This window comes from Mucilaginibacter celer, from assembly GCF_003576455.2.
Taxonomy (GTDB): Bacteria; Bacteroidota; Bacteroidia; order Sphingobacteriales; family Sphingobacteriaceae; genus Mucilaginibacter; species Mucilaginibacter celer.
The window spans coordinates 1,879,720-1,902,049 of record NZ_CP032869.1 but is presented as its reverse complement, the minus strand read 5'-3'; the positions used below and the strand labels follow the sequence as shown (position 1 = coordinate 1,902,049).

At 46.2% G+C, this 22,330-nt stretch carries 16 protein-coding genes; 1 reads left to right on the top strand and 15 read right to left on the bottom strand.

From position 1 onward, the window contains the following. Nucleotide 1: 1 nt before the first annotated feature. The 11 genes from HYN43_RS07370 to HYN43_RS30220 all read right to left on the bottom strand — a co-directional run bounded on the left by HYN43_RS07370 (nt 2) and on the right by HYN43_RS30220 (nt 12,065). The gene (locus tag HYN43_RS07370) at nt 2-1,876 is read right to left on the bottom strand and encodes an arylsulfatase (RefSeq protein WP_119408827.1); all 1,875 of its coding nucleotides are present in this window, start codon (nt 1,874-1,876) and stop codon (nt 2-4) included. A 94-nt stretch (nt 1,877-1,970) separates the two neighbouring features. Then, nucleotides 1,971-3,731, bottom strand: coding sequence for an arylsulfatase (locus tag HYN43_RS07365; RefSeq protein WP_119409301.1), 1,761 nt, complete (start codon nt 3,729-3,731; stop codon nt 1,971-1,973). A gap of 13 nt (nt 3,732-3,744) precedes the next feature. After that, on the bottom strand, nt 3,745-4,221 hold the full coding sequence (locus HYN43_RS07360) for a hypothetical protein (protein WP_119408826.1): 477 nt from the start codon (nt 4,219-4,221) through the stop codon (nt 3,745-3,747). A gap of 343 nt (nt 4,222-4,564) precedes the next feature. Further along, entirely contained in the window at nt 4,565-6,121 is a 1,557-nt protein-coding gene (locus HYN43_RS07355; RefSeq protein WP_119408825.1) for a RagB/SusD family nutrient uptake outer membrane protein, read from the bottom strand. Nucleotides 6,122-6,145: 24 nt separating this feature from the next. Then, a complete protein-coding gene (locus tag HYN43_RS07350) occupies nt 6,146-8,149 on the bottom strand; it encodes a SusC/RagA family TonB-linked outer membrane protein (protein WP_245447184.1) in 2,004 nt (667 codons plus the stop codon). After that, a complete protein-coding gene (locus HYN43_RS07345; RefSeq protein WP_119408823.1) occupies nt 8,146-9,234 on the bottom strand; it encodes a TonB-dependent receptor plug domain-containing protein in 1,089 nt (362 codons plus the stop codon). Before HYN43_RS07345 ends, HYN43_RS07350 begins: the two co-directional genes overlap by 4 nt. Next, nucleotides 9,231-9,404 carry a hypothetical protein gene (locus HYN43_RS30225; protein ID WP_162996357.1) on the bottom strand — a complete coding sequence of 58 codons (174 nt, stop codon included), beginning with the start codon at nt 9,402-9,404 and terminating at the stop codon, nt 9,231-9,233. The genes HYN43_RS07345 and HYN43_RS30225 overlap by 4 nt, the downstream gene beginning before the upstream one ends. Before the next feature lie 193 nt (nt 9,405-9,597). Continuing rightward, a complete protein-coding gene (locus HYN43_RS07340) occupies nt 9,598-10,737 on the bottom strand; it encodes a formylglycine-generating enzyme family protein (RefSeq protein WP_245447182.1) in 1,140 nt (379 codons plus the stop codon). Then, a complete protein-coding gene (locus HYN43_RS07335; protein WP_119408822.1) occupies nt 10,737-11,702 on the bottom strand; it encodes a sterol desaturase family protein in 966 nt (321 codons plus the stop codon). The genes HYN43_RS07340 and HYN43_RS07335 overlap by 1 nt, the downstream gene beginning before the upstream one ends. Beyond that, entirely contained in the window at nt 11,695-11,892 is a 198-nt protein-coding gene (locus HYN43_RS07330) for a hypothetical protein (RefSeq protein ID WP_119408821.1), read from the bottom strand. Before HYN43_RS07330 ends, HYN43_RS07335 begins: the two co-directional genes overlap by 8 nt. Next, entirely contained in the window at nt 11,889-12,065 is a 177-nt protein-coding gene (locus tag HYN43_RS30220; RefSeq protein ID WP_162996356.1) for a hypothetical protein, read from the bottom strand. Before HYN43_RS30220 ends, HYN43_RS07330 begins: the two co-directional genes overlap by 4 nt. 1,097 nt (nt 12,066-13,162) lie before the next feature. Here HYN43_RS30220 and HYN43_RS07325 point away from each other — a divergent pair. After that, nucleotides 13,163-14,284, top strand: a complete 1,122-nt coding sequence (locus HYN43_RS07325; RefSeq protein ID WP_119408820.1) for a sensor histidine kinase — start codon at nt 13,163-13,165, stop codon at nt 14,282-14,284. A gap of 97 nt (nt 14,285-14,381) precedes the next feature. On the opposite strand, the gene HYN43_RS07320 is transcribed toward HYN43_RS07325, so the two are convergent. From HYN43_RS07320 to HYN43_RS07305, 4 genes are all read right to left on the bottom strand, one after another. Next, nucleotides 14,382-15,896: a SusD/RagB family nutrient-binding outer membrane lipoprotein gene (locus tag HYN43_RS07320; RefSeq protein WP_119408819.1), complete on the bottom strand. Its 1,515-nt coding sequence runs from the start codon at nt 15,894-15,896 to the stop codon at nt 14,382-14,384. Nucleotides 15,897-15,908: 12 nt separating this feature from the next. After that, nucleotides 15,909-19,067: a SusC/RagA family TonB-linked outer membrane protein gene (locus HYN43_RS07315; RefSeq protein ID WP_119408818.1), complete on the bottom strand. Its 3,159-nt coding sequence runs from the start codon at nt 19,065-19,067 to the stop codon at nt 15,909-15,911. A gap of 187 nt (nt 19,068-19,254) precedes the next feature. After that, complete coding sequence (locus HYN43_RS07310; RefSeq protein ID WP_119408817.1) at nt 19,255-20,571, bottom strand: gluconate:H+ symporter; 1,317 nt, start codon at nt 20,569-20,571, stop codon at nt 19,255-19,257. Nucleotides 20,572-20,586: 15 nt separating this feature from the next. Beyond that, a complete protein-coding gene (locus HYN43_RS07305) occupies nt 20,587-22,302 on the bottom strand; it encodes an IlvD/Edd family dehydratase (RefSeq protein ID WP_119408816.1) in 1,716 nt (571 codons plus the stop codon). Nucleotides 22,303-22,330 lie beyond the last annotated feature (28 nt).

Genomic DNA, 22,330 nt, shown 5'->3' with positions numbered 1-22,330 from the left:
ATCAATTGTTTTCGAGTTTGTGGATTCGTTTGTTATTGATATCGTCGCGGTCGATAAACGGATAGATGTGGTTCTTTTTGGCCTCGGCATCAAACAGGTCTTTCAGCTCTTTTAGTTTTTCAGGGTATTTTTTGGCGAGGTCGTTACGCTCATTAAAATCCTCGTTCAGGTTGTAAAGCTTCCATACATCTTTATCGTAGTTACGCTCAGGGATGGTTTTACCCTGCGGGAAGTTTAATAGATCAACATTGTCCGGGCGGTGTGCAGCCTCGGCCTTCCAGCCATCTTTGTAGATAGACCTTGAGGTGAAAATGTAATAGTATTGCTGTGTATGCAAGGTTTTTGCCTGCGCGTTATTGAACGAACTGAAGAAAGATTTACCTTGCAAAGTATCCTGTTTAATGCCTTTAACATACTCCGGCAGTTTTAAACCAGCCGCCTCAATAGTAGTAGGGAATACATCCGAAACATGGCTGTATTGCGTGCGGATCCCACCTTTTTCGGTGATTAGTTTCGGGTAGTAAACAATCAGCGGGTTGTGGGTGCCGCCTTCGGCATCGGCATCAGATTTCCAGTATTTAAATGGCGTATTAGCTGCCTGTGCCCAACCTAAAGGATAGTTAGTTGAAGCCTCGGGTGTGCCGATGGTTTCGTAATCGCTTTCGTTCTTTTTGATGTAATCAGCTTCAAGTGTGGTTGCTGCAGAGTTTTTAGGATCGATCACACCGTGAACTGTCCCCTCTTTACTGGCGCCATTATCCCCAATCATTACAAAAACCAGGGTATTATCAAACTGGCCCAACGCTTTCAGGTAGCTGATCACGCGGCCAACCTGGTTATCAATATAAGTAAGATATCCGGCATAAACCTCCATAAAACGGGCGTACAGTTTTTTCTGATCGGCAGGGAGGCTGTTCCATGCTTTAATGCGCTCGTTGCGCTCGGGCAGTTTGGCATAAGCAGGGATATAGCCCGCCTTTTTCTGGTTTTCGAATACTTTTTGGCGGTACACGTCCCAGCCTTCATCAAACTTTCCTTTATACAGGTCGCTCCATTCATGGCTTACCTGGTGCGGGGCATGGGTTGCGCCCGGCGCATAGTATAAAAAGAAAGGCTGATCGGGCGCGGCTTTATGGGCGGCATCGATATAAGCAATGGCTTTATCGGTGATCTGCTCGTTCAGGTTGCGGCCATCGGGTTTGATGTGGAAATTATCCTCCACCAAATGCGGCGGGTTATATTGATCGGTTGCCGATTCGAGGAATCCAAAATGGTGATCAAAACCTTTACCGGTTGGCCACCTGTCAAACGGGCCAACAGCAGTTGTATCCTCATCCGGCGTCACGCCCCATTTACCTACCGCGAAGGTACTGTAGCCGTTCGCTTTCAAAGCTTCGGCAATGGTGCCTTTATCCGGTGGTATACGGCCATCATAGCCCGGAAAACCGGCCGCTGTTGAAGCATGGGCAAAGTTACCCATGTGCACATAGTGATGGTTACGCCCGGTTAATAATGATGAACGTGTAGGCGCGCAAATACCTGCCGTGTGGAAGTTTGTATAACGCAGGCCGTTGTTAGCCAGCGTATCAAAATTAGGCGTACTGATCAATCCCCCAAAAGTTCCCGAAGCGCCGAAGCCTACGTCATCCAGTAAAATCCATACTATGTTTGGCGCACCTTTAGGGGCTTTAAGGGGTTTGTTCCACCACTCTTTTGATTCGGCAAGGGTTTTACCTTCCACGCCTTTGTAATTGGCCGGTTCTATCGGTGCTATGTTGGCAGCAGTTACCTTTACCTGTGGCAATTGCGCAGAGGCCCGCCCGCCAAATGCGAGGGCTAAGGCTGAGAGTGCAGCAATTCGTTGATAAGTTTTCATGATAAAATGGGCTTATTGGTTACTTTTTATAGTTTTTGTGGATGCGCTGGCGGTATACATCGTACCAATCAATAAATGGGTACAGGTTGTTTTTCTACGCCTGCGCTTCAAATACCGCTTTCAGTTCTTTTAACTTTTCGGGGTATTTTTTGGCGAGGTCGATACGCTCGTTAAAATCTTCGTTCAGGTTGTACAGTTCCCAGGTATCCTCATCAAAGCTTTTATCTGGTACGTTCTGCCCTACTTTAAAATCGCCCAGCTCCACATTATCCGGATGGTGCGCAGCTTCGGCTTTCCAGCCATCGTTATAAATTGATCTCGAACCAAAAATGTAATAGTGCTGTAACACATGTTTCGATTTTGCTTCGGGATGATCGAACGAATAAACCAATGAAGTGCCCTGCAAAGTATCCTGTTTAATACCACGGATATATTCAGGCAATTTGATGCCGGTGTACTCTAAAGTAGTTGGCAGCACATCAATCACGTGGCCGTATTGGGTGCGGATAGTGCCCTTATCTTTAATGCCTTTAGGATAATAAACAATAAGCGGGTTTCGGGTACCACCTTCCGAGTTGGCATCCTGTTTCCAGTATTTAAACGGTGTGTTAGCTGCCTGCGCCCAGCCCAGCGGGTAATTGGTGCTGGCCTGCGGTGTGCCTATATCGTCAATATCCTCGATATTAGTTTTCAGGAAAGCCTCTTCGGTAGCCAGTTTAGGCGAGTTCTTTTTAGGATTGATCACCCCATGAGCCGTACCTTCTTTACTCGCGCCATTATCGCCAATAATTACAAACACCAGGGTGTTATCCAACTGGCCGCTTTGTTTCAGGTGGTTAATTAAACGGCCAACCTCATGATCGGTATAGGTTAAGTAACCTGCATATACCTCCATAAAGCGAGCATACAGTTTTCTCTCGGCCTCCGGTAATGATTTCCAGGCCGGGATGCGGGTGTTACGCTCGGGTAGTTTGGCGTATTTAGGGATAATGCCCAATTGCTTTTGCCTTGCGATAACTTTCTCCCTGAAATCGTCCCAACCGTTATCAAACTGGCCTTTGTACAGGTCGCTCCATTCTTTGGCTACCTGGTGCGGCGAGTGGGTTGCTCCCGGCGCATAGTATAAAAAGAATGGTTTATCGGGTGCTACTTTGTGCTGGCGGGTTAGGTAAAAAATAGCTTTATCGGTGATCTGATCTGTAAGATGACGACCATCCGGTGTTACATGAGCGTTATCCTCTACCAGATCGGGTTTGTACTGATCGGTTGCCGAGCCTAAAAACCCGAAGAAATGATCAAAACCTTTACCCGTAGGCCAACGGTCAAACGGACCGGCATCGGTGGCATCCTCATCTGGTGTTAAACCATATTTACCCACCGCGAAGGTGTTGTAACCATTCTCGCGCAAAATCTCGGCAATAGTCCCCTTATCCGATGGGATCCGGCCGTCGTACCCCGGAAACCCTGCCGATAGGGTAACGTGCGAAAACCCACCCTCATGCACGTAATGATGATTACGCCCGGTTAACAGGGCCGACCGCGTTGGCGCGCAAATACCCGCCGTGTGGAAATTGGTGTAACGCAAACCATTATTGGCCAGCGTACCAAAGTTTGGAGTTTTGATGATGCCGCCAAAGGTGCTCGTGGCCCCAAAGCCAACATCATCCAAAATGATCCATAATACGTTTGGCGCGCCGGCGGGCGCTTTATGAGGCTCGGGCCACCACTCCTTCGAATCATCAAGCGTTTTGCCCACCGTGCCGCCAAATACCGGTGTTTGTCCGTTTTGCGCTTTGGCCGTAATTGCTGCAAGCAGGCCAAGCGACAGGAACAAGGTTATCTTTTTTGTTTTCATGTTATAGTAGGTTTTATTCGGCATAACTGGAGCGGAATTTTACGCCCCAGCGGCCATTTTCTTTGGTTAAAATGTATAGTGATTCATAATGCCCTATCAGGCTGCCATCCGCCCTAAAGCGCGAAAAGCGGGTATCCACATGCACCTTATCTGCCGAGGCCTGCACAATATTGCGGTGGTCCCACTGGCTATGGTCCCAGCCTTGCTTTTGCAATTCGCCAAATACTTTGGCAGAATCGCGCAGACCGGCCTTTTCCAGTACCGACATCTTGCCGCCTGCCAGCCTATAGTGCGGGAACTGGTAGGTATCCTCCCAGCCCTTCAGATCTTTGGCATTGAAGGTTGTCATGTACTTGTCAAGTACCTGGAACACGGCTTCGCAAACCCGAGGGTCGATGCCGTGCGAGCCGCTTTCGATGGGGGCGCTTTGTGCTGATACCCGGCCGGTTAAGGCGGCGAGGATGAGCAGGAATATGGTTATCTTTTTCATAGAGATTTAGAGCCCGTGGTCGGTGTTTTCACCGCACCGCTTTCGGGGCATGTTGTTGTCGTTTCAATTAATGTTACTTCTTTAGATCATGTGGTGCGGTGAAAACACCATAGCTGTCCGGTAGATTTTTTAATTCCCTCCCTCGGGAGGGGTGCGGTTGGTTTGTGCAGTGGCAGGGAGGGGTTTATGCGCCTTGCATAGTTGGTTTGCAGGGCGTACCCCCCCCCTACACCCTCCCAAGGGAGGGAATCGCACATTCTCTCCCCCCCGCTTTTTATCTCTTCCGAACACCTATGGTGAAAGCCCCGACCACACGCTTGAATTTGCGAGTTTCATTTGCTGCTTACTGCCAGCCCGGATTCTGCGTTAGCTTACCATTACTGTTATCAATCTCCTGCTGCGGTATCGGGAACAGGTAAAACTTACCCGCCGCGCCTTTGCTCACATTGGTTTTGCCAACTTTAAGCAGGGCAGCTTCCAGTATTCCTTTACCCGATGCATCCCGCTCGCGGATGAGATCGAACCAACGTTGATACTCGAAAACAAACTCCAAACGGCGCTCTAAATAAACCGCGTCACGGAATGAGTTCTGATCCAACCCGGTCAGGTCGTCCAGTCCGGCGCGTCTGCGTACACGGTTAACTGAGGCATAAGCTTTAGCAGTGGGCCCGTTCAGCTCATTCTCAGCCTCGGCATGGATCAGCAATACATCCGAGAAACGGATGATAGGCACATTGGCGCCCGATTCAGCCTCGTTAGCGGCCACGCCTGGATCGTAGTATTTATTGAAGAATGGGATAGAATCGTTGGCGATAGTTGGATCGTTCAGCTTGCCATACCACAGGTTGGTTGTAGGGCTTTGAAAACGGGTTACAAAGCTTACACGCTTGCGCTTGTCATTAGCCGGATACAGTTTGTAAATGCTGAAGAATTTATCAACACCGCCTGGTTTGGTAGCATTGGGTACCGAATAAAACACTACCTGGTCGGCATAGCTGCCTACCATGCCGGGGATTCCGTTCAGCACCGAGCGCGGCGCCTGGTTATTACCCTGCCCTTGTGAGTTTGATTTAAACTGCGCCGAAAAAATATGCTCTTTACCATTTTCGGAAGCCGGTAAAAACACATCGGCATAATTGGCAAAAAGGTCATAACCGTAAGGACCGTTAATTACAGTTTCAGCCTGGGTTACAGCTTTATCCCATTTGCGTTCGGTTAAATAAACTTTGGCTAACAGGGCGTTTGCAGCACCCGCGGTTGCACGGCCAACGTCGGCACCAGTGTAGCTGTTGGGCAGGTCTACAGCGGCATTGGTCAGGTCGGTTTCTATCTGCGTGTAAACTGTTGCCGCGGGGTTGCGTGGCAGTTGCAAATCGGCCAGGTTAATGGAAGTTTGATCGTGCAGTACCAATGGCACATCACCATATAATCGCACCAAATTAAAATAATACAGCGCCCTTAAAAATTTGGCTTCGGCTACCAGCCTTTTATTCAGGGTAGCATCAAATTTTATATCAGGAATAGTATCAATAGCGATATTGGCTTTTTTGATGGCAGCGTAATGTTGCTGCCAGATCTGCAAAATGCGTAACCCTGAAGCCGAATGGCCCAAAACCGCTTGCGAACGCACATCGGCATTAGTAGCCCCCGGACCCGGCCCTTCGTCATCGGCCATAAAGTTCATGCCCGTGTTAAAAAGGGTGTTGTATGGAGTTTGCACACTATTTGCGCCCGCGTTAAGCAGCGAGTAAGCGGCAGTTACGGCCGCCACGGCATCGGCCTGTGTTTTGTAAAACTGGCTGGCCGGGATAAATGATCGCGGGTCTTCGTTAAGCTTGGCGCATGAAGCCACGCCCAAAGCTGCCAGTAAAACCCAATATTTTATATTTTTAGTTTTCATGTTAAAAAAATCAAAGGTTATTGGTTACAGGGTGATACCTATACCCACAATAAATGATTTGTTGTTAGGATATGCCCCGTTATCAACACCCGAAGTAATGGCCGATTGCTCGTTGCTGCTCACCTCCGGATCGTAGCCGGTGTACTTGGTCCACGTTGCCAGGTTTTGTGCATTGGCATAGATCCTCACCTTTTTGATAGGCGATTTTGACAATACCGATTGCGGGAAGGTATAGCCTAAGCTTAAGCTTTTAAGGCGCAGGTATGAGCCGTTTTCCACAAACCTGTCGGATATGGTTGGTGCCGGATCCTGGTAGGCGCTGTGTACATCTGTTGCTGTATTGGTAGGTGTCCAGCGGTTAAGCAAGGTTGTAGTTGCATTGGTGTAGCCTGTACCGAGTTCAAGGGTGTTGCGCTGCTGGTCGTAGATCTTGTTACCATATGAACCTTGTACAAATACACTCAGATCAACACCTTTAAACGAGAAGGTATTGGTAATACCGCCGGTAAACTTCGGCTGCGAATTACCGAGGATCACCCTATCTGCCGCCTGGGTTATTTTACCATCGCCGTTAATATCCACATAGTTTTGTCCGCCTGGTTGCGTATTGGCTGCCGGGGTAAGTACCGGTCCGCCGGCCTGGATCAGGCCATTGGTTTTGTAGCCGATAAATGAACCTATGGGCTCGCCAACTTTAAGTATAGATGGCAGCGATGAATCGGGGATGAACTGGTTTACACCATTACCACCCAAACTCAACACCTTGTTACGGTTAACCGCGAATACCACGTTGGTATTCCAAACAAAGCCACCGGTAAGGTTATGCGAGTTGATACCGATCTCGAAACCTTTGTTCTGTACCGAACCCACGTTTTCATATTGCTGCGGATTGGTGATGGCCGTATTGGTAATGATGGTTAAACCGCTGGTTGCAGGCAAGGGCAGGTAAAGCAGCAGGTTGGTTGTTTTTTTATAGTAGATATCGGCCGTTATGCTGATACGGTCTTTAAACAACCCAAGGTCGAAACCGAAATCGTACTGGCTGGTTTTTTCCCAGGTTAGGTTAGGATTGTATAAGCTGTTTGGTGCAAAACCTGCAACTGTGGAGTTACCGAAGTTATAGCGATAGTAACCCAATTGCGAGTACGACTGATAAGCAGGGATATCGCTGTTACCTGTCTGCCCCGCGCTAAAACGTAGTTTTAACTGGCTAATAGCCGTTACGTTTTTCAGGAAATCCTCGCTCGAAGCATTCCAGGCCACAGCCGCCGAAGGGAACGATGCCCATTGGTGACCAGGAGCAAATTTCGACGAACCGTCGGCACGTAGGGTTAAGGTTAACAGGTATTTGCTGTTAAAACCATAATTAATCCTGCCCAGGTATGATTTCAAGGCCCATACATTTGATGTGGTAGCCGGCGCGATAGCGAAACCGCTTCCCGATACCGAGGTAACGCTGCCCGAACCGAGGTTATTGAACGTATCGTAATCGCTCACAAAACCCGATGAACCTGTGATAGCCCCCTCAGCCTTAAACTGCTGCTGTGTAAAACCAGCCAACACATTCAACGAGTGCTTGCCGAATTTTTTGTTGTAGGTAAGCGTATTTTCGTTTAACCAGTTAAAGGAGTTTAGCGTACCAACCTCGCCTAAGCCCGAATAACCGGAACCTTCGTAAACGGTGGCAGGCAGGTAGCGGTTTTGTTTATTGTCGATGATATCAACACCGGCCAATACTCTTGCGGTCAGGTTTTCGGTGATCTTATAATCGCCCGAGATATTGCCTAAAATGCGGCTTGTAGTAGTGCGGTTGGTTTGATTATAGAGTGTATTGATAGGGTTACCATAAGTACCCTCAAATACGTTTTTCACGAAGAACGAACCATCGGCATTATAAACCGGCGTGGTAGGCGTCATCAATAAAATAGCTGGCACAACGCCCTGTGGCGCAATTTGCGCGGTAGTGCGGCTGCCGGTAATGTATGAGGAGATCTTCAACTTATCGTTATAATCATGCTCTACATTCACACGGCCTGCGTAGCGTTCAAAATTGGTATTTTGCAGGATACCGTCCTTTTTAAGTAGTTGCCCGAAAATGCCAATCTTGTACGTTCTGTTCCGGAAAATATCGAAAGGCTATGGTTCTGCGAGTTCGCTTTGCGGATAGCTGCCGCCTGCCAGTCGGTATTGGCTCCGTAAGGATTAAGCTGGGCTTCGGTTTGGGCGGTTTTGCCTGTGTTTACCAAAGCATCGTTACGCAGGGCTTCCCATTGGTTAGTGTTTAATAAAGATAAAGTTTTGATCACTTCCTGCCTGCCGAAGCTGCCATCGTAATTAATAGATGATACGCCCGCTTTGCCTTTTTTAGTGGTGATGATAATTACACCGTTGGCACCACGCGTACCGTAGATAGCGGTAGCCGATGCATCTTTTAACACCTCTATACTTTCAATATCTGAAGTATTGATGGATGCCAGCGGATTGATTTTAGGGCCGTTGGTTACGCCAGCATCGGTTAATGAGTTACTGTTAGATGTTGGGAAACCGTCGATAACATACAATGGTTCGGCAACGGCATTAATGGAGTTTACACCGCGCACTTGTACGGTAACACCTGCGCCCGGTTGCCCGGTGGCTTGTGTAACCTGGATACCTGATACTGAACCCTGCAATGCCCTATCTAAAGATGGGATGGGTTGTTTCAGGGCCAGCGCCGGTACTGAAGCGACAGATCCCGTAATATCCTTACGTTTTTGCGAACCGTAACCCACTACAACCACCTGGTTTAACTGGGTTTGGGCATCTTTCAATTTAATTTCTACCGGGCTACCATCGGCAACGAATTCCTTTTTTTCGTAGCCGGTAAATGTAATGATGAGCTTATAAGGGAATTTCTGACCGGTAATAAAGCTGAATTTGCCCTCGATATCTGTAGATACCACGTGCGTAGTACCCTGAATTTTAACCACCGCGCCGGGCAATGGCTCGCGGGTGGCGCTGTCAATTACACGGCCAACCAAATGCGAGTTAATGGTAGGTTGGGTTTGCTGCGCGATAGTTAACAATGGTAAACCTATCAGCAATAAAAACGGAATTAATAAAAGTTTTTTCATGTCGACAGGTTGTTAAAGGTTGAAAACTCTGCCGACTGGTTTGCCGTGTAAAACGGCCTGTGTAATTGCTGCGGATGAAAAGCTTCCTCAATAATTTGCAGCGTAAAGGGTGCTGCCTGCCGGGCAAAAGGCAACGCATAGCCTTTTCCCGCCTTTGCAATATTTTGCATAGATTTGATTAATTAAAATGACACCATGAAACAGGCTCAACGCCAATCGATCCCTGTTTCGTTGTTTTGATCCGGAGGGAAAAGCAATGCTTTTCCCTTATTTGCGGTAGGTAAATATTATCGTTTCATGTTCCTTTCTGTTTGTGCCTTGCGTTCAGCAGGCAGGTCAATTATTTAATTCGGGGTATTTAATTTAGTTACTAACACAACGGAAACCTAAATGCTCCATCCCGCTATCTTCGGTGGTTTTCATGCGGCGCGATACCCGGTAACCCGAGCAATAGCTATCGTTACACAAAAATGATCCGCCGCGTACTACGCGTTTTATGGCATAAGGCTCATCCGGATCGTACGATTTTGAAGCGCCTCTGGGGTTCTTCACACCGTTTGTACCTAATGTTTTGTAATAGTTATTGTTGTACAGATCGGCACACCACTCCCAAACATTCCCGGCCATATCATACAAACCATAACCATTAGGTTTGAAAGAGCTTACCGGGGCTAAGTAATAAAACTTATCGCGCCGAGTATTTTTATAAGGAAAGCTTCCCTCCCAAGTATTGGCCTTAGGTTGCCCTTCGCTTATTTTTTCGTTGTCCCATGGGTACACTTTATCTTCCAATCCGCCCCTGGCCGCGCGTTCCCATTCGGCTTCGGTTGGCAGGCGCTTGTTGGCCCATTTGCTATAGGCTACGGCATCATACCAGGATACCTGCACTACCGGGTAGTTATCTTTACCCTTAATATCACTGCCGGGGCCGTGCGGATGTTTCCAGTTTGCACCGGTTTTCCAGGCCCACCATTGCGCGTAATCGTTCAGGTTAACCGGGTGATCGGCGGGTACAAATACCAGTGAGGCCGGTACCAGCAAACTATCCGCAGGTTTTTCCGTGCCTGGAGGCATTTGCTTTTTCAGTTCGTTCCAATCGGGCTTGCGTTCGGCTGTGGTTACATAGCCTGTGGCTTTTATAAATTTGGCAAACTCGGCGTTGGTCACTTCGGTTTTATCTATCCAGAAGCCATCAACGCTGACATCGTGCTTGGGGTATTCGTCAGGCTCGGCCTGTTGGTTATCGGCCCCCATCCTGAAAGTGCCGGCGGGTACCCATACCATCCCCGCATGGTTGGCATGGGTGCTGCCAGTATCAGGCAGGGTAAGCGCCGCACCGCTCAGCCCTGCTGTTTTAAACCTGTTGGGCAAATTCGATTCGCAGCAAACCTTCTTTTTGCTGCCCGGAACCTGGGCAATAGCCGCAACGGTTACCGGTTTTTCATGCTGCCCGCACGCAGCTAAAAACATCGCCCCAAACAGTATTAGTACTATATTTTTCATTACGCTTTTACAGGTTGTAATTCAAACTGCGCGTCAACCGGCTCTTCTTCGATTTTAACTAAAGGGTCAGGACGGTATAACTGGTGAGGCTGCAAAGGCACATCATCCCTTACCATCGGGCCGTCTGCCGCCAATTCGCTGCCTTCAACTTTCGATTTAAACAGCGGCCAGGCCAGTTGCGCATACCATTGATCGCCCTCGTAGTGCGAGATCCCATAAGCTTTAGGGTATTGGCGTGAAATGTGTGCCGTACCAAAAATGATATCCCACCAAAAAAACATATTACCAAAATTGCCTTTGTAATAGCCTACACCATCATCGGTAGTGGCAGCGTGGTGCGCATGGTGCGTTGCCGGGGTTGATATGGTACGCTCCAAAATCCAGGCCAGCGGATGTAGTATTTTATACTGGTAAAAAGGTTTATCCCAGGGGATGCTTGAATGCGCCAGCGTGGTAATAGTGCCCTTAATACCTTTTACAACCAGCGCCGGGATACCTAAACCAAGATAAACCAAAGCCGCGGTTAAATAGGTTTGCGAAAAGAACAGCGTGTAAATGATATTTTGCCTGCTGGCCATAGCCATACCCATGTACGATGCCGAGTGGTGCGTACGGTGGAAACGCCATAACCATGGCACCTGGTGATGCAGGCGGTGATACCAGTATTGGGTCAAATCATCGGCCACTGCAATGATGGCGCATCCCCATAAAAACGGCACCCAATCAAACGTGTTTTTTAAGGTTGGTAACAAAGCCGGTAATGCCAACAGGCTATAATAAGCTACCAAAGGCCTTACTACCAGCTTAGGTATGGTAAAGCAGGCAATATCCACCCATTTTTCATTGGTATTCCAACGTTTTTTGTATAAACCGAATGAAAATTCGAGTACGCCTAATACCAGCGTCAAAACGGAAAATCCGTATCCGTTAAGGTTATCTATTACTTGTTTTATCTGCTCAATCATTGTCTTGCTGGTTTGAAGTTTTAGTTTTTACTGTGTTTTCCTGTTTATGCTGATGCTGTTTCTTTTCCCATGGCCGCTGACCGGTAATGGCAAACGTGCCAAACATGAGCGCGATAGGCAGGATATACAGAAACAGGCTCAACGAGGCGTTTCTGATGATCTGCTTTTTGGTTGATTCTTCCAGTTTCATGAGGCATTGCTGTTTTGAGGTTGAACAATTTGTGAGGTTTTAGCCTTTGGCGCTCTATCAAGCAATTTGCGACCAAGCCACAGGCCTCCGAAGATGATAATGAAAGGGATGATGGTTACAATAATGCCCACCAATACCTTCTTCCCGATGAGGGAAACGTCGTTAAGGGTCATGATAAAATCTGATTAAGTGATTATAGCATAGGCACCTTATAGCGGTCCGCATTACCGGTATAAGCACCTGTTAATTAAAAATTGATCGGGAACCTGTTTAGTTAAAACAGGTTAAAAGGAAGGGAGAAACTCCCAATGTTGCCTTATTAACAGCAACAACAAGAAGTACAACAGCAGGTAAAAGCAGTAGCAGGTAATTGATGTTTAGCAAAGCCGTTTTTGAGTAAATGTTCGGGTTGCATGGTGGTTGCTTTTAAACTATTTAATGGTAGTGATTTTGTTTACTGGCACAAATGTAGAAAAAGATTTGATAAATACTACTATTTCTATAGAAATTATATAATATTATCTGTAGATTAAAATCAAGATTAAAAATATCAAGCGAAAAAGAACGATCAGGTCTGTATTAAAAGATCAAGGCCTAATTTATTAACGGCAGCTTATCAAATAAGTGTTCGACGGTAAAATCATGGTCTATTGACTCTGCAACGTTCAATATCTATTTGATAATCAGAATACTTAATCGAAATCTACCTAACGAGCGTTTTAAATTTTCAGTGAAAGCAATCCTAAATGAAGAGTGATCTTTTTAAGATTAAAATCTAACACCTTGTTTTTTTTATAATTTCAGATATTAACCACCAAATCTATAAATCATCAGAGCGTTCTTGATCACTATCTAAATGTGTCAGATATTTCAGTCTTCTAATTGACATCTTCTTATATAAAAACAGATCTGGGTTGGCGATCAGCATTCATAATTGGTTACGATTTTAATCGAGTCGGTTTGATCGCTTAAATGCGGGGCTTTTCCATAATTTGTGGGCTCAGGGTTCGAAAGCAAGATTTTTTGAAGGCTATAATAAAGCTTGGGCACAAACAGTGATGATAACAATTTCAGATCAATTGTTGCAGATTGTCCAAGGTTTTATCTAATACAGACGCGACTTGACCGGTAAGTAATTGCTCATAGCTTACCGCAGTTTGGCGCAATACATCTACCGTTAAACAAAATTCAGGTCATTGCCGCCTACGATCCGCTGCCTAAGCATTACCTGCTTACCAAAGAATGGGGAAAATTAAGCGATGAACTGAAGATGCTGGAAGCGCTGTCAACAGGTAAAATGTCGGTGCTTTCAAAAATGACCATTTATCAGCACCGATTCATGGTCGATTCGGCCAAGGGTGATTTACTGGCGGCATTGAAAGGCTTTCAGCGAATAAAAATCATCAAAGATTCTCTTACCAGTGTTACAACAAGTAAACAAATCAATGAACTTGAAACGAAATATTTATCGGCACAAAAGGATAAGAAAATCCAGGAACTAAATAATCAATCCACAATACAAAAAAACAACCTCGAAAAAATCCATCAGCAACGAAATATCACTTTTGCAGGCGTATTAGTTGGTTTTATATTGGCCGGAGTATTATACCAGGCTTATCGAAGCAAACAGCGCAGCAATTTTAAACTAAAAATAAAACAGGAAGAGATAAACGCCCAGAACAATTCACTTTTCCTGTTACTAAATGAAAAAGAAAACCTGCTTCAGGATAAGGACGATCTGTTACGTCGTCAGCAGGATTTGCTCACCGAAAAAGAATGGCTGCTTCGTGAGGTTCATCACCGGGTTAAAAATAACCTCCAAATTGTGATGAGCCTGCTGTATACGCAATCAGCCTATCTACAAAATACCGACGCCAGGGATGCTATAAGAGATAGCCAAAACCGGGTACAGGCCATATCGATCATTCATCAAAAGCTTTATAGTAAAACGAATGTGGCTACTATTATTATGGCCGACTATATCACCGATTTGGTTAGATACCTCTACACATGCTATGATTGTGGACACCGGAAAATCAGGTTTAAAGAAAATCTGGACCAGGTGAATCTTGATATATCCCAGGCCGTGCCCATGGGTCTCATATTAAATGAAGCCATCACCAATAGCATTAAATATGCATTCGGGAAAGATGGCGGAGAAATACTTATTGACGCTCAATTATCGGCACCCGAAACCATTACTTTGCGTATTGCCGACAATGGCAAGGGGCTGCCTCCCAATTTTAATTTAACCGAAACGGCATCATTGGGAATGGAGATGATGAAGGCGCTTAGCAAACAGCTGGGAGGTAGTTTTGAGATTAAAAGCAAATCTGGAGTTACAGTGGTGGTAATATTTAAAGTTGAAACCCAGCTAATGATTGGGTCTTGAAAATGTCGCGATTACCCTCCTTTATTTAATCCTGTCAAAAGCAACGCCCCAACACCAAACCGGTGCCAGGGCATTGAATTATATTAACCAGGGGGTATTATTTATCCCAAAACACAGGTGTATCCAAATCGTCTGAGCCACCTATGCTGGCCACAGCGGCCCTGTAATTATCGGCATTAATGGCCGATTCGGTTTGCGGGTAGGTATACCTGCGCACAAAACTGCCTTTTATCTGCTTGCCTGGATAGGTGTTTGGCGACAATGCCGGGTAGCCGCTTCTTCTGAAATTGGCCCATGATTCGGCGCCGTTTCCAAACGAAGTTATCCAATACTGCGTATTGATCAGTTTCAGCGCGTTGGCATCATTGTATGCATTTAACGGGTTATTTAAATAAGCATTTTCGGCATCGCTGCTAATTACCGCCGAAGCATCGTAGCTGGCAAATTGATCCATGGCCGCTTTTACACCGTTATTATAGTAGGTGCTTGCCGTCCCGGTGATATATCCCCTGAAAGCGGCCTCGGCCAATAACAGTTGCGTTTGGGCATAGGTTACAAAAAATTGCGGGGCAGTAACTTTACCAAAAACACTGTAATTTACCTGCGAATATTTAAAGCCGGAGCCACTTACGCCGCGAAAACCGGGTGCACTTGGTAATGTACCGCTATCATAACCTATTGGCAGGCCAAACTGGTTGGCCGATGTTGTATCCGGTGCAAGAGATAAGGCCTTCCCGGGGTCGGCATACATGGCCGCGATGTATTTTAGCCTCGGGTCGCCGGTATTTTTTAACTGGTTAACAAATGGTTCGGCAAGATAATAGGTATTGGTTAATTGCTGAATTTGCTGTGTAACCGGGTTAGGATAAGTATTGTTATATTTCAGGAAACAATTATCGGCATTAGATTGCATCACGCCTCCGGCAACGGCCGCCTGCACAATAGTTTTTGCCTTGCCCGCGTCTGTTTTGGAATAGCGCATTCCTATCCGCAGTAACAGCGAATAACCCAGGCGCTTCCATTGCGGAATACTCCCGGCATAAAACACATCCCCCTTAACAACATCTTTTCCGGCATCTAAAGCTGCCGTGGCTGTTGTTAATTCGTTTACCAGGTCGGCATAAATATCCTGTTGCTTGTCGTACTTAGGCTGGAAAACCGAATTGAGATAAGCCTGCCCTGCATTACTGTAAGGCACATCGCCATAGGTATCTACCAGCATCATATAATTATACGCCCTCAAAATCCGGGTTTCATTATATAAATTAGATTTTGATGCATCCGCTTTGGTGGCGGGTAAAATGTGTTCAAGCAATTTTATGCTGTTGGGATAGGCATTATTCCACCGCATAACGGTATACGTTTGGTTTAAAACGTTAAAATTAAATGCCGATGTTACACCTCCAAAGGGATCAATAAACTGCTGAACAACGGTTGGCTCGGTTTCCATCAACGCTGCATAAGTTAAAACTTCGGCATTGGAAAACAGGAACACCGGATCGAGACTGGTTGTGCTGTTGGGGTTCACATTGAGATCTCTAAACCCCTTATCGCAACCTACTGCCGAAAACAGACAGGCTGCCGACAATATGATCTTTATATATTTTTTCATGATTGTTCTTTTTTAAAATTTTACATTTAGGTTTAAGCCGTAAGTGCGTGTTGTAGGCAGCGAGCTTTGCTCATAACCTGTTAAAATATCACCGCTTGATGAAATTGCTTCCGGATCGATATTAGGTGTATACTTTTTGATGACGAGCACGTTGTGGCAAACTGCTGATAACACCAACCCTTTAATAAACTTAGCTTTCATCATCTTGGAAAAATCATAGCTAACCGAAACGTTTCTTAATTTGATGAAGTCTGATTTGTAAATAAAAGGATCAAGGATGCCCTGTGAGCGGTAATTGGCATAAAAATCTTCAGCATTCACGGCCGTGGTGTTTGGTGTACCGTCGGCATTAACCGCATCAAAGGTTACGCCTCCTTCCCTGCCCACCAGCGATTCTTTCGACAAACCTTCACGTAGGAAGTTCAGGTTAGAGCTCGATAGTATTTTACCGCCTGTTTTATAATCAATATGAGCCATCAGGGTAAACCTTTTATAGGTGAATGTATTTACCCAACCACCTGTTGCTTTGGGCAATGCACTGCCAAAAAGTGCCGGTAATGTACTCGCTACCGGTTTACCGCCCGATACAATGATCTTACCATTGGCATCCCGGCGGTAAGTTGAACCCTGGATCTGGTTTAAGGGAAGGCCTACCTGGTCAACAATAGAACCGAAGAACTCTCCTGTACCCAGCGTCAGTTGTTTTTGACCGTTGGCCAGCGCCAAAACTTTTGAGGTATTTATAGCAGTATTAAACGCCGAACGCCAGCTGAAATTCGGTTTCCTGATGGGTACCAATTCCAGCAAAAACTCGGCACCGCGGTTTCGCAACTCACCAAGGTTTACAATGGTGCCGGTATAGCCCGATGCGTTAGAGATGGCAACACTTAAAATCTGGTTAGTGGTATGTTTGTCATATACTGCCACATCCAGGTTTACCCTGCTGTTAAACATGCGCAATTCAAGCCCGATTTCCTTTTCTTTTACGCTATAAGGTTTAATTGCCTGGTTTGGCGTGGTTACGTTATTAATACTCCCCAGCGGAATGCCGTTGAAGGAGTTTTGCGAAAGCGCGAAAGTGAGCGAATTGCTGTAAGGACTGATGCCGTTTGCACTACCCACGTTGGCATAAGTAGCCCTGATTTTTCCGAAGTTGAGCCATGAAGGCGGATTTTTTAAAAACTCCGAAAAAACAAAACTGCCGCTTACCGAGGGATAAAAATAATGGTTATGCTCAGGGCTCAGCACAGAGAACCAATCATTACGGCCGGTTACGTTTAAAAATAAATAAGATTTATAGCCAAATTCGGCGGTACCATAAAGCGAGTTTACCGTTGATTTGGAAACTGCAAAGGCAGATGTATTGGTTACACCGTTTCCGAGCGTATAAAAGTCTCTTACATAAAAGTTGGTAGCGGTAACAGTATATCCTTGTGATGAAGATGGAAAAGTATTTCCGCCTACGGTGGCATCAAAAGAAAATGGCCCCCATTTATGGCCGCCGCCCAGTAAAAAGTCGGCATTTAGTGCGCGGTAGGTATTATCATTGGAGTTATAGCTACCATTGTAAAGGCCAACCGGCGCAGCCGCATTTGCCAGGGTTCCGGTTGGTGAATTTTGCTCATAATACGATGTGCTGTACTCCATATTAACGCGGCCCTGTAAATAAAGCCAGTCAAAAAACTGGTATCGGAGGGTTGCAGTACCTAAAAGATGGTCTTTGGTTTGCTTTGTAAATTGTTTGTTCATGATCCAGTACGGGTTGGTAAGGGTAGTGAAACGTGATGTAGGCGTTTCGTTGCCGTTGGCATCAACCGCAGCTGCTTTTAGTACATCCAAACTAACCGAGTTAGAATAACGATAGATATAATTGGTGACCGACGATCCCTGGATACCAATTACCGGTGGGTTGTTGTTATTTTCATGATCGTAATTCACATAAATCTGGGCCGACAATTTGGGGGTAAAGTTGTAGTTGAGCCCAAGGTTGAAGATCTTTTTATGATAATCATTATTGGGTATTATACCCTGCGCGTCCTGGTTAGAGTAAGAAAATCTGAAGCTGCCTTTATCATTCCCGCCCGAAAATGCAATGGTATTTGTCCAGGCATTGGCAAGCCTGAAAAATTTGCTGATACGGTTTCTTTCGGGCGCGTAAGGACGTTGCACGCCATCAAACTGGTAAGTAGGCGCGTTATCAAATTTTTCGCCAAAACTCCATGCGCCTGAGCTTTGGGCCTGGCCCTGTGTTTTGGGGCGTACGTTATTTTCGCCCTGCCCGTATTCGTACTGAAAGTCGGTAAAATCCAATGCCTGGTTTTGTGTAAAGTTTGAGGTGAACTCAATACCGATGCCGCTGTTTTTATTACCGCTTTTGGTGGTGATGATCAACGCGCCGTTACTCGCTCTCGAACCGTAGAGCGCTGCCGCCGTTGCACCTTTCAATACCGTCATCGTTTCGATATCATCGGGGTTGATCTGCTGCATATTATCACCAAGATCCACCGACTGTGTATAACCGTTGGTGCTTGAGGGGCTTTGCGATAATGGAAGACCGTTTAATACGATCAGCGGTGCATTATCACCCTGAAAGGCTGATTGCCCGCGCAGCCTGATCTTGGTACTGCCGCCGGGGCCGCTTGCCGGTGGAGAGATATCCAAACCGGCTACCTTACCTTCAAGCGAATTGACAAAGTTGGTTGAACGGTTGGTGGTTATTTCGCCCACACGTACGTTTTCGGCAGCATAACCTAACTTTTTCGATTCGCGCTTGATGCCTAAGGCCGTTACAATAATCTCGCTGATGGCGGTTGATTTTGGCTCGAGCGAAACGTTCAGCGTGCTGCGTCCGTTCACGGGCTCAGTTTTGAGGTTGTAGCCTACATAGCTGAATAACAGCACTGCATTATCTGTAGCTACCTGGATCCGGTAGTTACCATTTACATCGGTCACAACACCGTTTTTAGTACCTTTTTCGCTTACACTAACGCCGGCAAGTGGGTTACCCTTTTCATCGAGCACTTTACCGGTAACTGTTTGTACATTAATTTCGACGCTGATTCGCGCACCGACGGCATTTTCTGCCCGTACATCCGCTGCACACATAAGTGTAAAAAGAACACTTATTGCACTGGACAGCATCATTCCAGATGCTTTGATTTTTTTTTCCATAATTTTAGGTTTAATTCAATTGGTTAATCTTAATTCTACTTCCTTCTCAAAAATTGGTAATGGAGAAAGGGCATGTTCCAGGCAGCGCTTTTGCTGCCGTTTTTTTGATTTTAGTATAGTTTTTTCTTCATGTTACGCAGGTTTTTTGGTTTGAATTGGTTTAATACTTTTAATAGGTATAATCTGTTTATAGCAAAAAATCTAACAGCAGCACGCCCGCAAGCCCTATTACAGATACCAGGCTCTCCATCACTGTCCATGAGCGAAGTGTTTCCTTGACCGATAACCTGAAATATTCTTTACAGAGCCAGAAAGCCGTATCATTTACATGTGAGCCAAACAGGCTCCCCGCCCCTATGGCCAGCACCAGCAAATTGGTATTAATGGCGGCGTGATGAACTATCGGGAATAACACACCTGCAGCAGTCACACCCGCCACCGTGGCCGAGCCCAGGCAAAGCCGTAAACAAGCCGTGGCAAGCCAGGCAAGCAATAAGGGATGCATAGTGCTGTTAATCAGCATGCCGGCAAGTGCATCACTTAAATGGCTATCTACAAATACCTGCTTTAATGCGCCGGCGCTGCCAATAATGAGCAACACCATAGCTATATCTTTTACTGCCGATACATAAGCATCCATTATTTTTGCTAATGGCCTGCCTTTGTATAATCCAAGCGTGTAAGTGCTTATAATTATCGTTACCAGCATAGCAATAATTGGTTCAGCAAGCCATGATGCTATATTTTTTATAAAAGATGTTTCACCAAAAAGTACGGGCAGCAAATAAGCCACACCAATCAGCACAACAGGTAAAAGGGATGAGCATATGCTGTTAACAATGCCCGGTAACTCATCGGCAGGCAAATTGACCGAACTACCGGCAAACTGAAGGCCATTGGGGCCTATCTTTTTGAGAGTAGCTGAAAATATGGGCCCTGCTATAATGATAGCAGGAGCAGCGATGATGAGCCCGTAGCCAAATGTTTTTACTACATCTGCATGAAAAACACTGACGAGTGTCATTGGCGAAGGATGCGGCGGTAAAAAACCATGCATTACCGATAAAGCCGTAAGCATAGGCATACCCACATATAACAGCGGCAAACGATAACTGGAAGCAACCGAGAAAATGATAGGCACCAGCAGTATGAACCCTACATTATAATATAAAGGGATTCCCACAATAAAACCTGTAAGGGCCATGGCATAGCTTACATACCGGGCACCAAACAAACCATGCATAAAATGGGCTATACGCTGGGCCGCACCGCTTTCGGCAACCAGTTTACCCAGCATGGCACCTAACACTATAATAATTGCTACTGATCCTAATGTATCGCCCAGCCCTTTATTTACTGATGCAATAACCGCTGTAAACGGCATGCCGAAGCAACAGCCCGCCAGCAGCGCCACAATAATAAAGGCAAGAAAAGCATTCACCTTTGCCCAGGTTATCAGCGCAACAAGTAATAAAATGCCAAGGATGAGTACAAGTATGGTCATCGTTATCAGCTTAATTTAATGCGAGTCGCGGGTTACAACAGATCCGGAGTTACCTACCAGGAAGTCAAGATCGGCTCCTTTATCGGCCTGCTGCACGTGGCGCTGGTACATGGACACATAGCCCCTGTCGGTATGATAAGCAGGTTGTTTCCATAACTGCCTCCGTTTTTCAAGTTCAGCCTCATCTACAAGCAGGTCTATCGTTCTGGCGGGTACATCAAGGCGGATCAGATCGCCGTTTTCCACAAGTGCCAGGTTACCGCCAATGGCCGATTCCGGCGAAACGTGAAGCACAACGGTGCCATAAGCCGTGCCGCTCATGCGTCCGTCTGAGATTCTCACCATATCCGTAATCCCTTTATCCAGCAGTTTTTTGGGCAATACCATGTTACCAACCTCGGGCATACCCGGGTAGCCTACCGGGCCAACGTTTTTTAACACCATTACGCAGGTTTCGTCAATATCAAGTTCAGGTTCGTCAACCCTTGCATGATAATCTTCAATAGTTTCAAAAACCACGGCCCTGCCGGTATGCTGCATGAGCGATGGTGTAGCTGCCGAAGGTTTGATCACCGCGCCGTTAATGGCCAGATTTCCTTTTAAAACGGCAATACCCCCCTCGGGGATGATGGGGCTATCGTGACCTGCAATAACATCATTATTATAGCAGATGCCTTCATCTTTTATATTTTCGGCATGCGATTTACCGGTTACTGTTATCGCATCCAGATCCAGCTCCTTACTCAGTTCTTTCAATACAACCGGCATCCCGCCTGCATAGTAAAAATCCTCCATCAGGTATTTACCAGAAGGCATCAGGTTGAGCAGCAGGGGTATTTTACTGCCCAGCCTGTCAAAATCGTCAAGGCATAAGTCTACGCCGATACGCCCGGCAATTGCTGTAAGATGGATAATGAAATTGGTAGAGCCTCCTATCGCGGCGTTTACTTTAATGGCGTTTTCGAAGGCGGTACGGGTTAGTACTTTCGATATGGTTAATCCCTCCTTTACCATTTCAACAATACGCCTGCCTGATAGCTGTGCCAGTACTTTTTTCCTTGAATCGACCGCCGGGGTAGCCGCAGCCTGCGAAAGGCACATTCCCAAGGACTCGACCATGCAGGCCATGGTAGAGGCGGTACCCATCGTCATGCAATGGCCCGCACTTCGTGACATGCAGCTTTCGGCAGCCAGGTATTCGTCGTTGGTTATTTTACCGGTTTTAAGGTCATCGGTCAACTTCCATACTGCCGTGCCCGATCCGATATCTGTGCCCCGGTATTTCCCGTTCAGCATAGGCCCGCCCGGCACCACTATAGTGGGCAAACCTACGCTTGCAGCTCCCATCATGGTAGATGGTGTGGTTTTATCACAGCCGGTTAGTAACACAACCCCATCTATCGGGTTGCCGCGGATCGATTCTTCGGCGTCCATACTGGCCAGGTTTCTGAAAAGCATGGCTGTCGGTTTAAGCAAAGTTTCGCCTAAACTCATGATAGGAAACTCCACCGGGAAACCGCCGGCCTCAAAAACTCCACGTTTAACAGATTCGGCCAGATCACGTAAATGGGCATTACAAGGCGTAAGTTCCGACCATGTGTTACAGATGCCGATAACAGGCCGCCCGTCAAAAAGATCGGCCGGCATGCCTTGGTTTTTCATCCAGCTTCTATATAAAAAACCCATTTTACCTGTTTTTCCAAACCAATCGGCACTTCTGAATTGTGACATTTTATATTCTTTTATATTATAATTTATT

What these genes read in the sequence shown, in the direction of transcription:
- HYN43_RS07345 (WP_119408823.1), bottom strand. Translation starts at nt 9,234, where the DNA reads ATGAAAAAACTTTTATTAATTCCGTTTTTATTGCTGATAGGTTTACCA.
- HYN43_RS30225 (WP_162996357.1), bottom strand. Translation starts at nt 9,404, where the DNA reads ATGCAAAATATTGCAAAGGCGGGAAAAGGCTATGCGTTGCCTTTTGCC.
- HYN43_RS07305 (WP_119408816.1), bottom strand. Translation starts at nt 22,302, where the DNA reads ATGTCACAATTCAGAAGTGCCGATTGGTTTGGAAAAACAGGTAAAATG.
- HYN43_RS07325 (WP_119408820.1), top strand. Translation starts at nt 13,163, where the DNA reads ATGCTGGAAGCGCTGTCAACAGGTAAAATGTCGGTGCTTTCAAAAATG.
- HYN43_RS07360 (WP_119408826.1), bottom strand. Translation starts at nt 4,221, where the DNA reads ATGAAAAAGATAACCATATTCCTGCTCATCCTCGCCGCCTTAACCGGC.
- HYN43_RS07365 (WP_119409301.1), bottom strand. Translation starts at nt 3,731, where the DNA reads ATGAAAACAAAAAAGATAACCTTGTTCCTGTCGCTTGGCCTGCTTGCA.
- HYN43_RS07330 (WP_119408821.1), bottom strand. Translation starts at nt 11,892, where the DNA reads ATGAAACTGGAAGAATCAACCAAAAAGCAGATCATCAGAAACGCCTCG.
- HYN43_RS07355 (WP_119408825.1), bottom strand. Translation starts at nt 6,121, where the DNA reads ATGAAAACTAAAAATATAAAATATTGGGTTTTACTGGCAGCTTTGGGC.
- HYN43_RS30220 (WP_162996356.1), bottom strand. Translation starts at nt 12,065, where the DNA reads ATGACCCTTAACGACGTTTCCCTCATCGGGAAGAAGGTATTGGTGGGC.
- HYN43_RS07340 (WP_245447182.1), bottom strand. Translation starts at nt 10,737, where the DNA reads ATGAAAAATATAGTACTAATACTGTTTGGGGCGATGTTTTTAGCTGCG.
- HYN43_RS07335 (WP_119408822.1), bottom strand. Translation starts at nt 11,702, where the DNA reads ATGATTGAGCAGATAAAACAAGTAATAGATAACCTTAACGGATACGGA.
- HYN43_RS07320 (WP_119408819.1), bottom strand. Translation starts at nt 15,896, where the DNA reads ATGAAAAAATATATAAAGATCATATTGTCGGCAGCCTGTCTGTTTTCG.
- HYN43_RS07370 (WP_119408827.1), bottom strand. Translation starts at nt 1,876, where the DNA reads ATGAAAACTTATCAACGAATTGCTGCACTCTCAGCCTTAGCCCTCGCA.
- HYN43_RS07310 (WP_119408817.1), bottom strand. Translation starts at nt 20,571, where the DNA reads ATGACCATACTTGTACTCATCCTTGGCATTTTATTACTTGTTGCGCTG.
- HYN43_RS07315 (WP_119408818.1), bottom strand. Translation starts at nt 19,067, where the DNA reads ATGGAAAAAAAAATCAAAGCATCTGGAATGATGCTGTCCAGTGCAATA.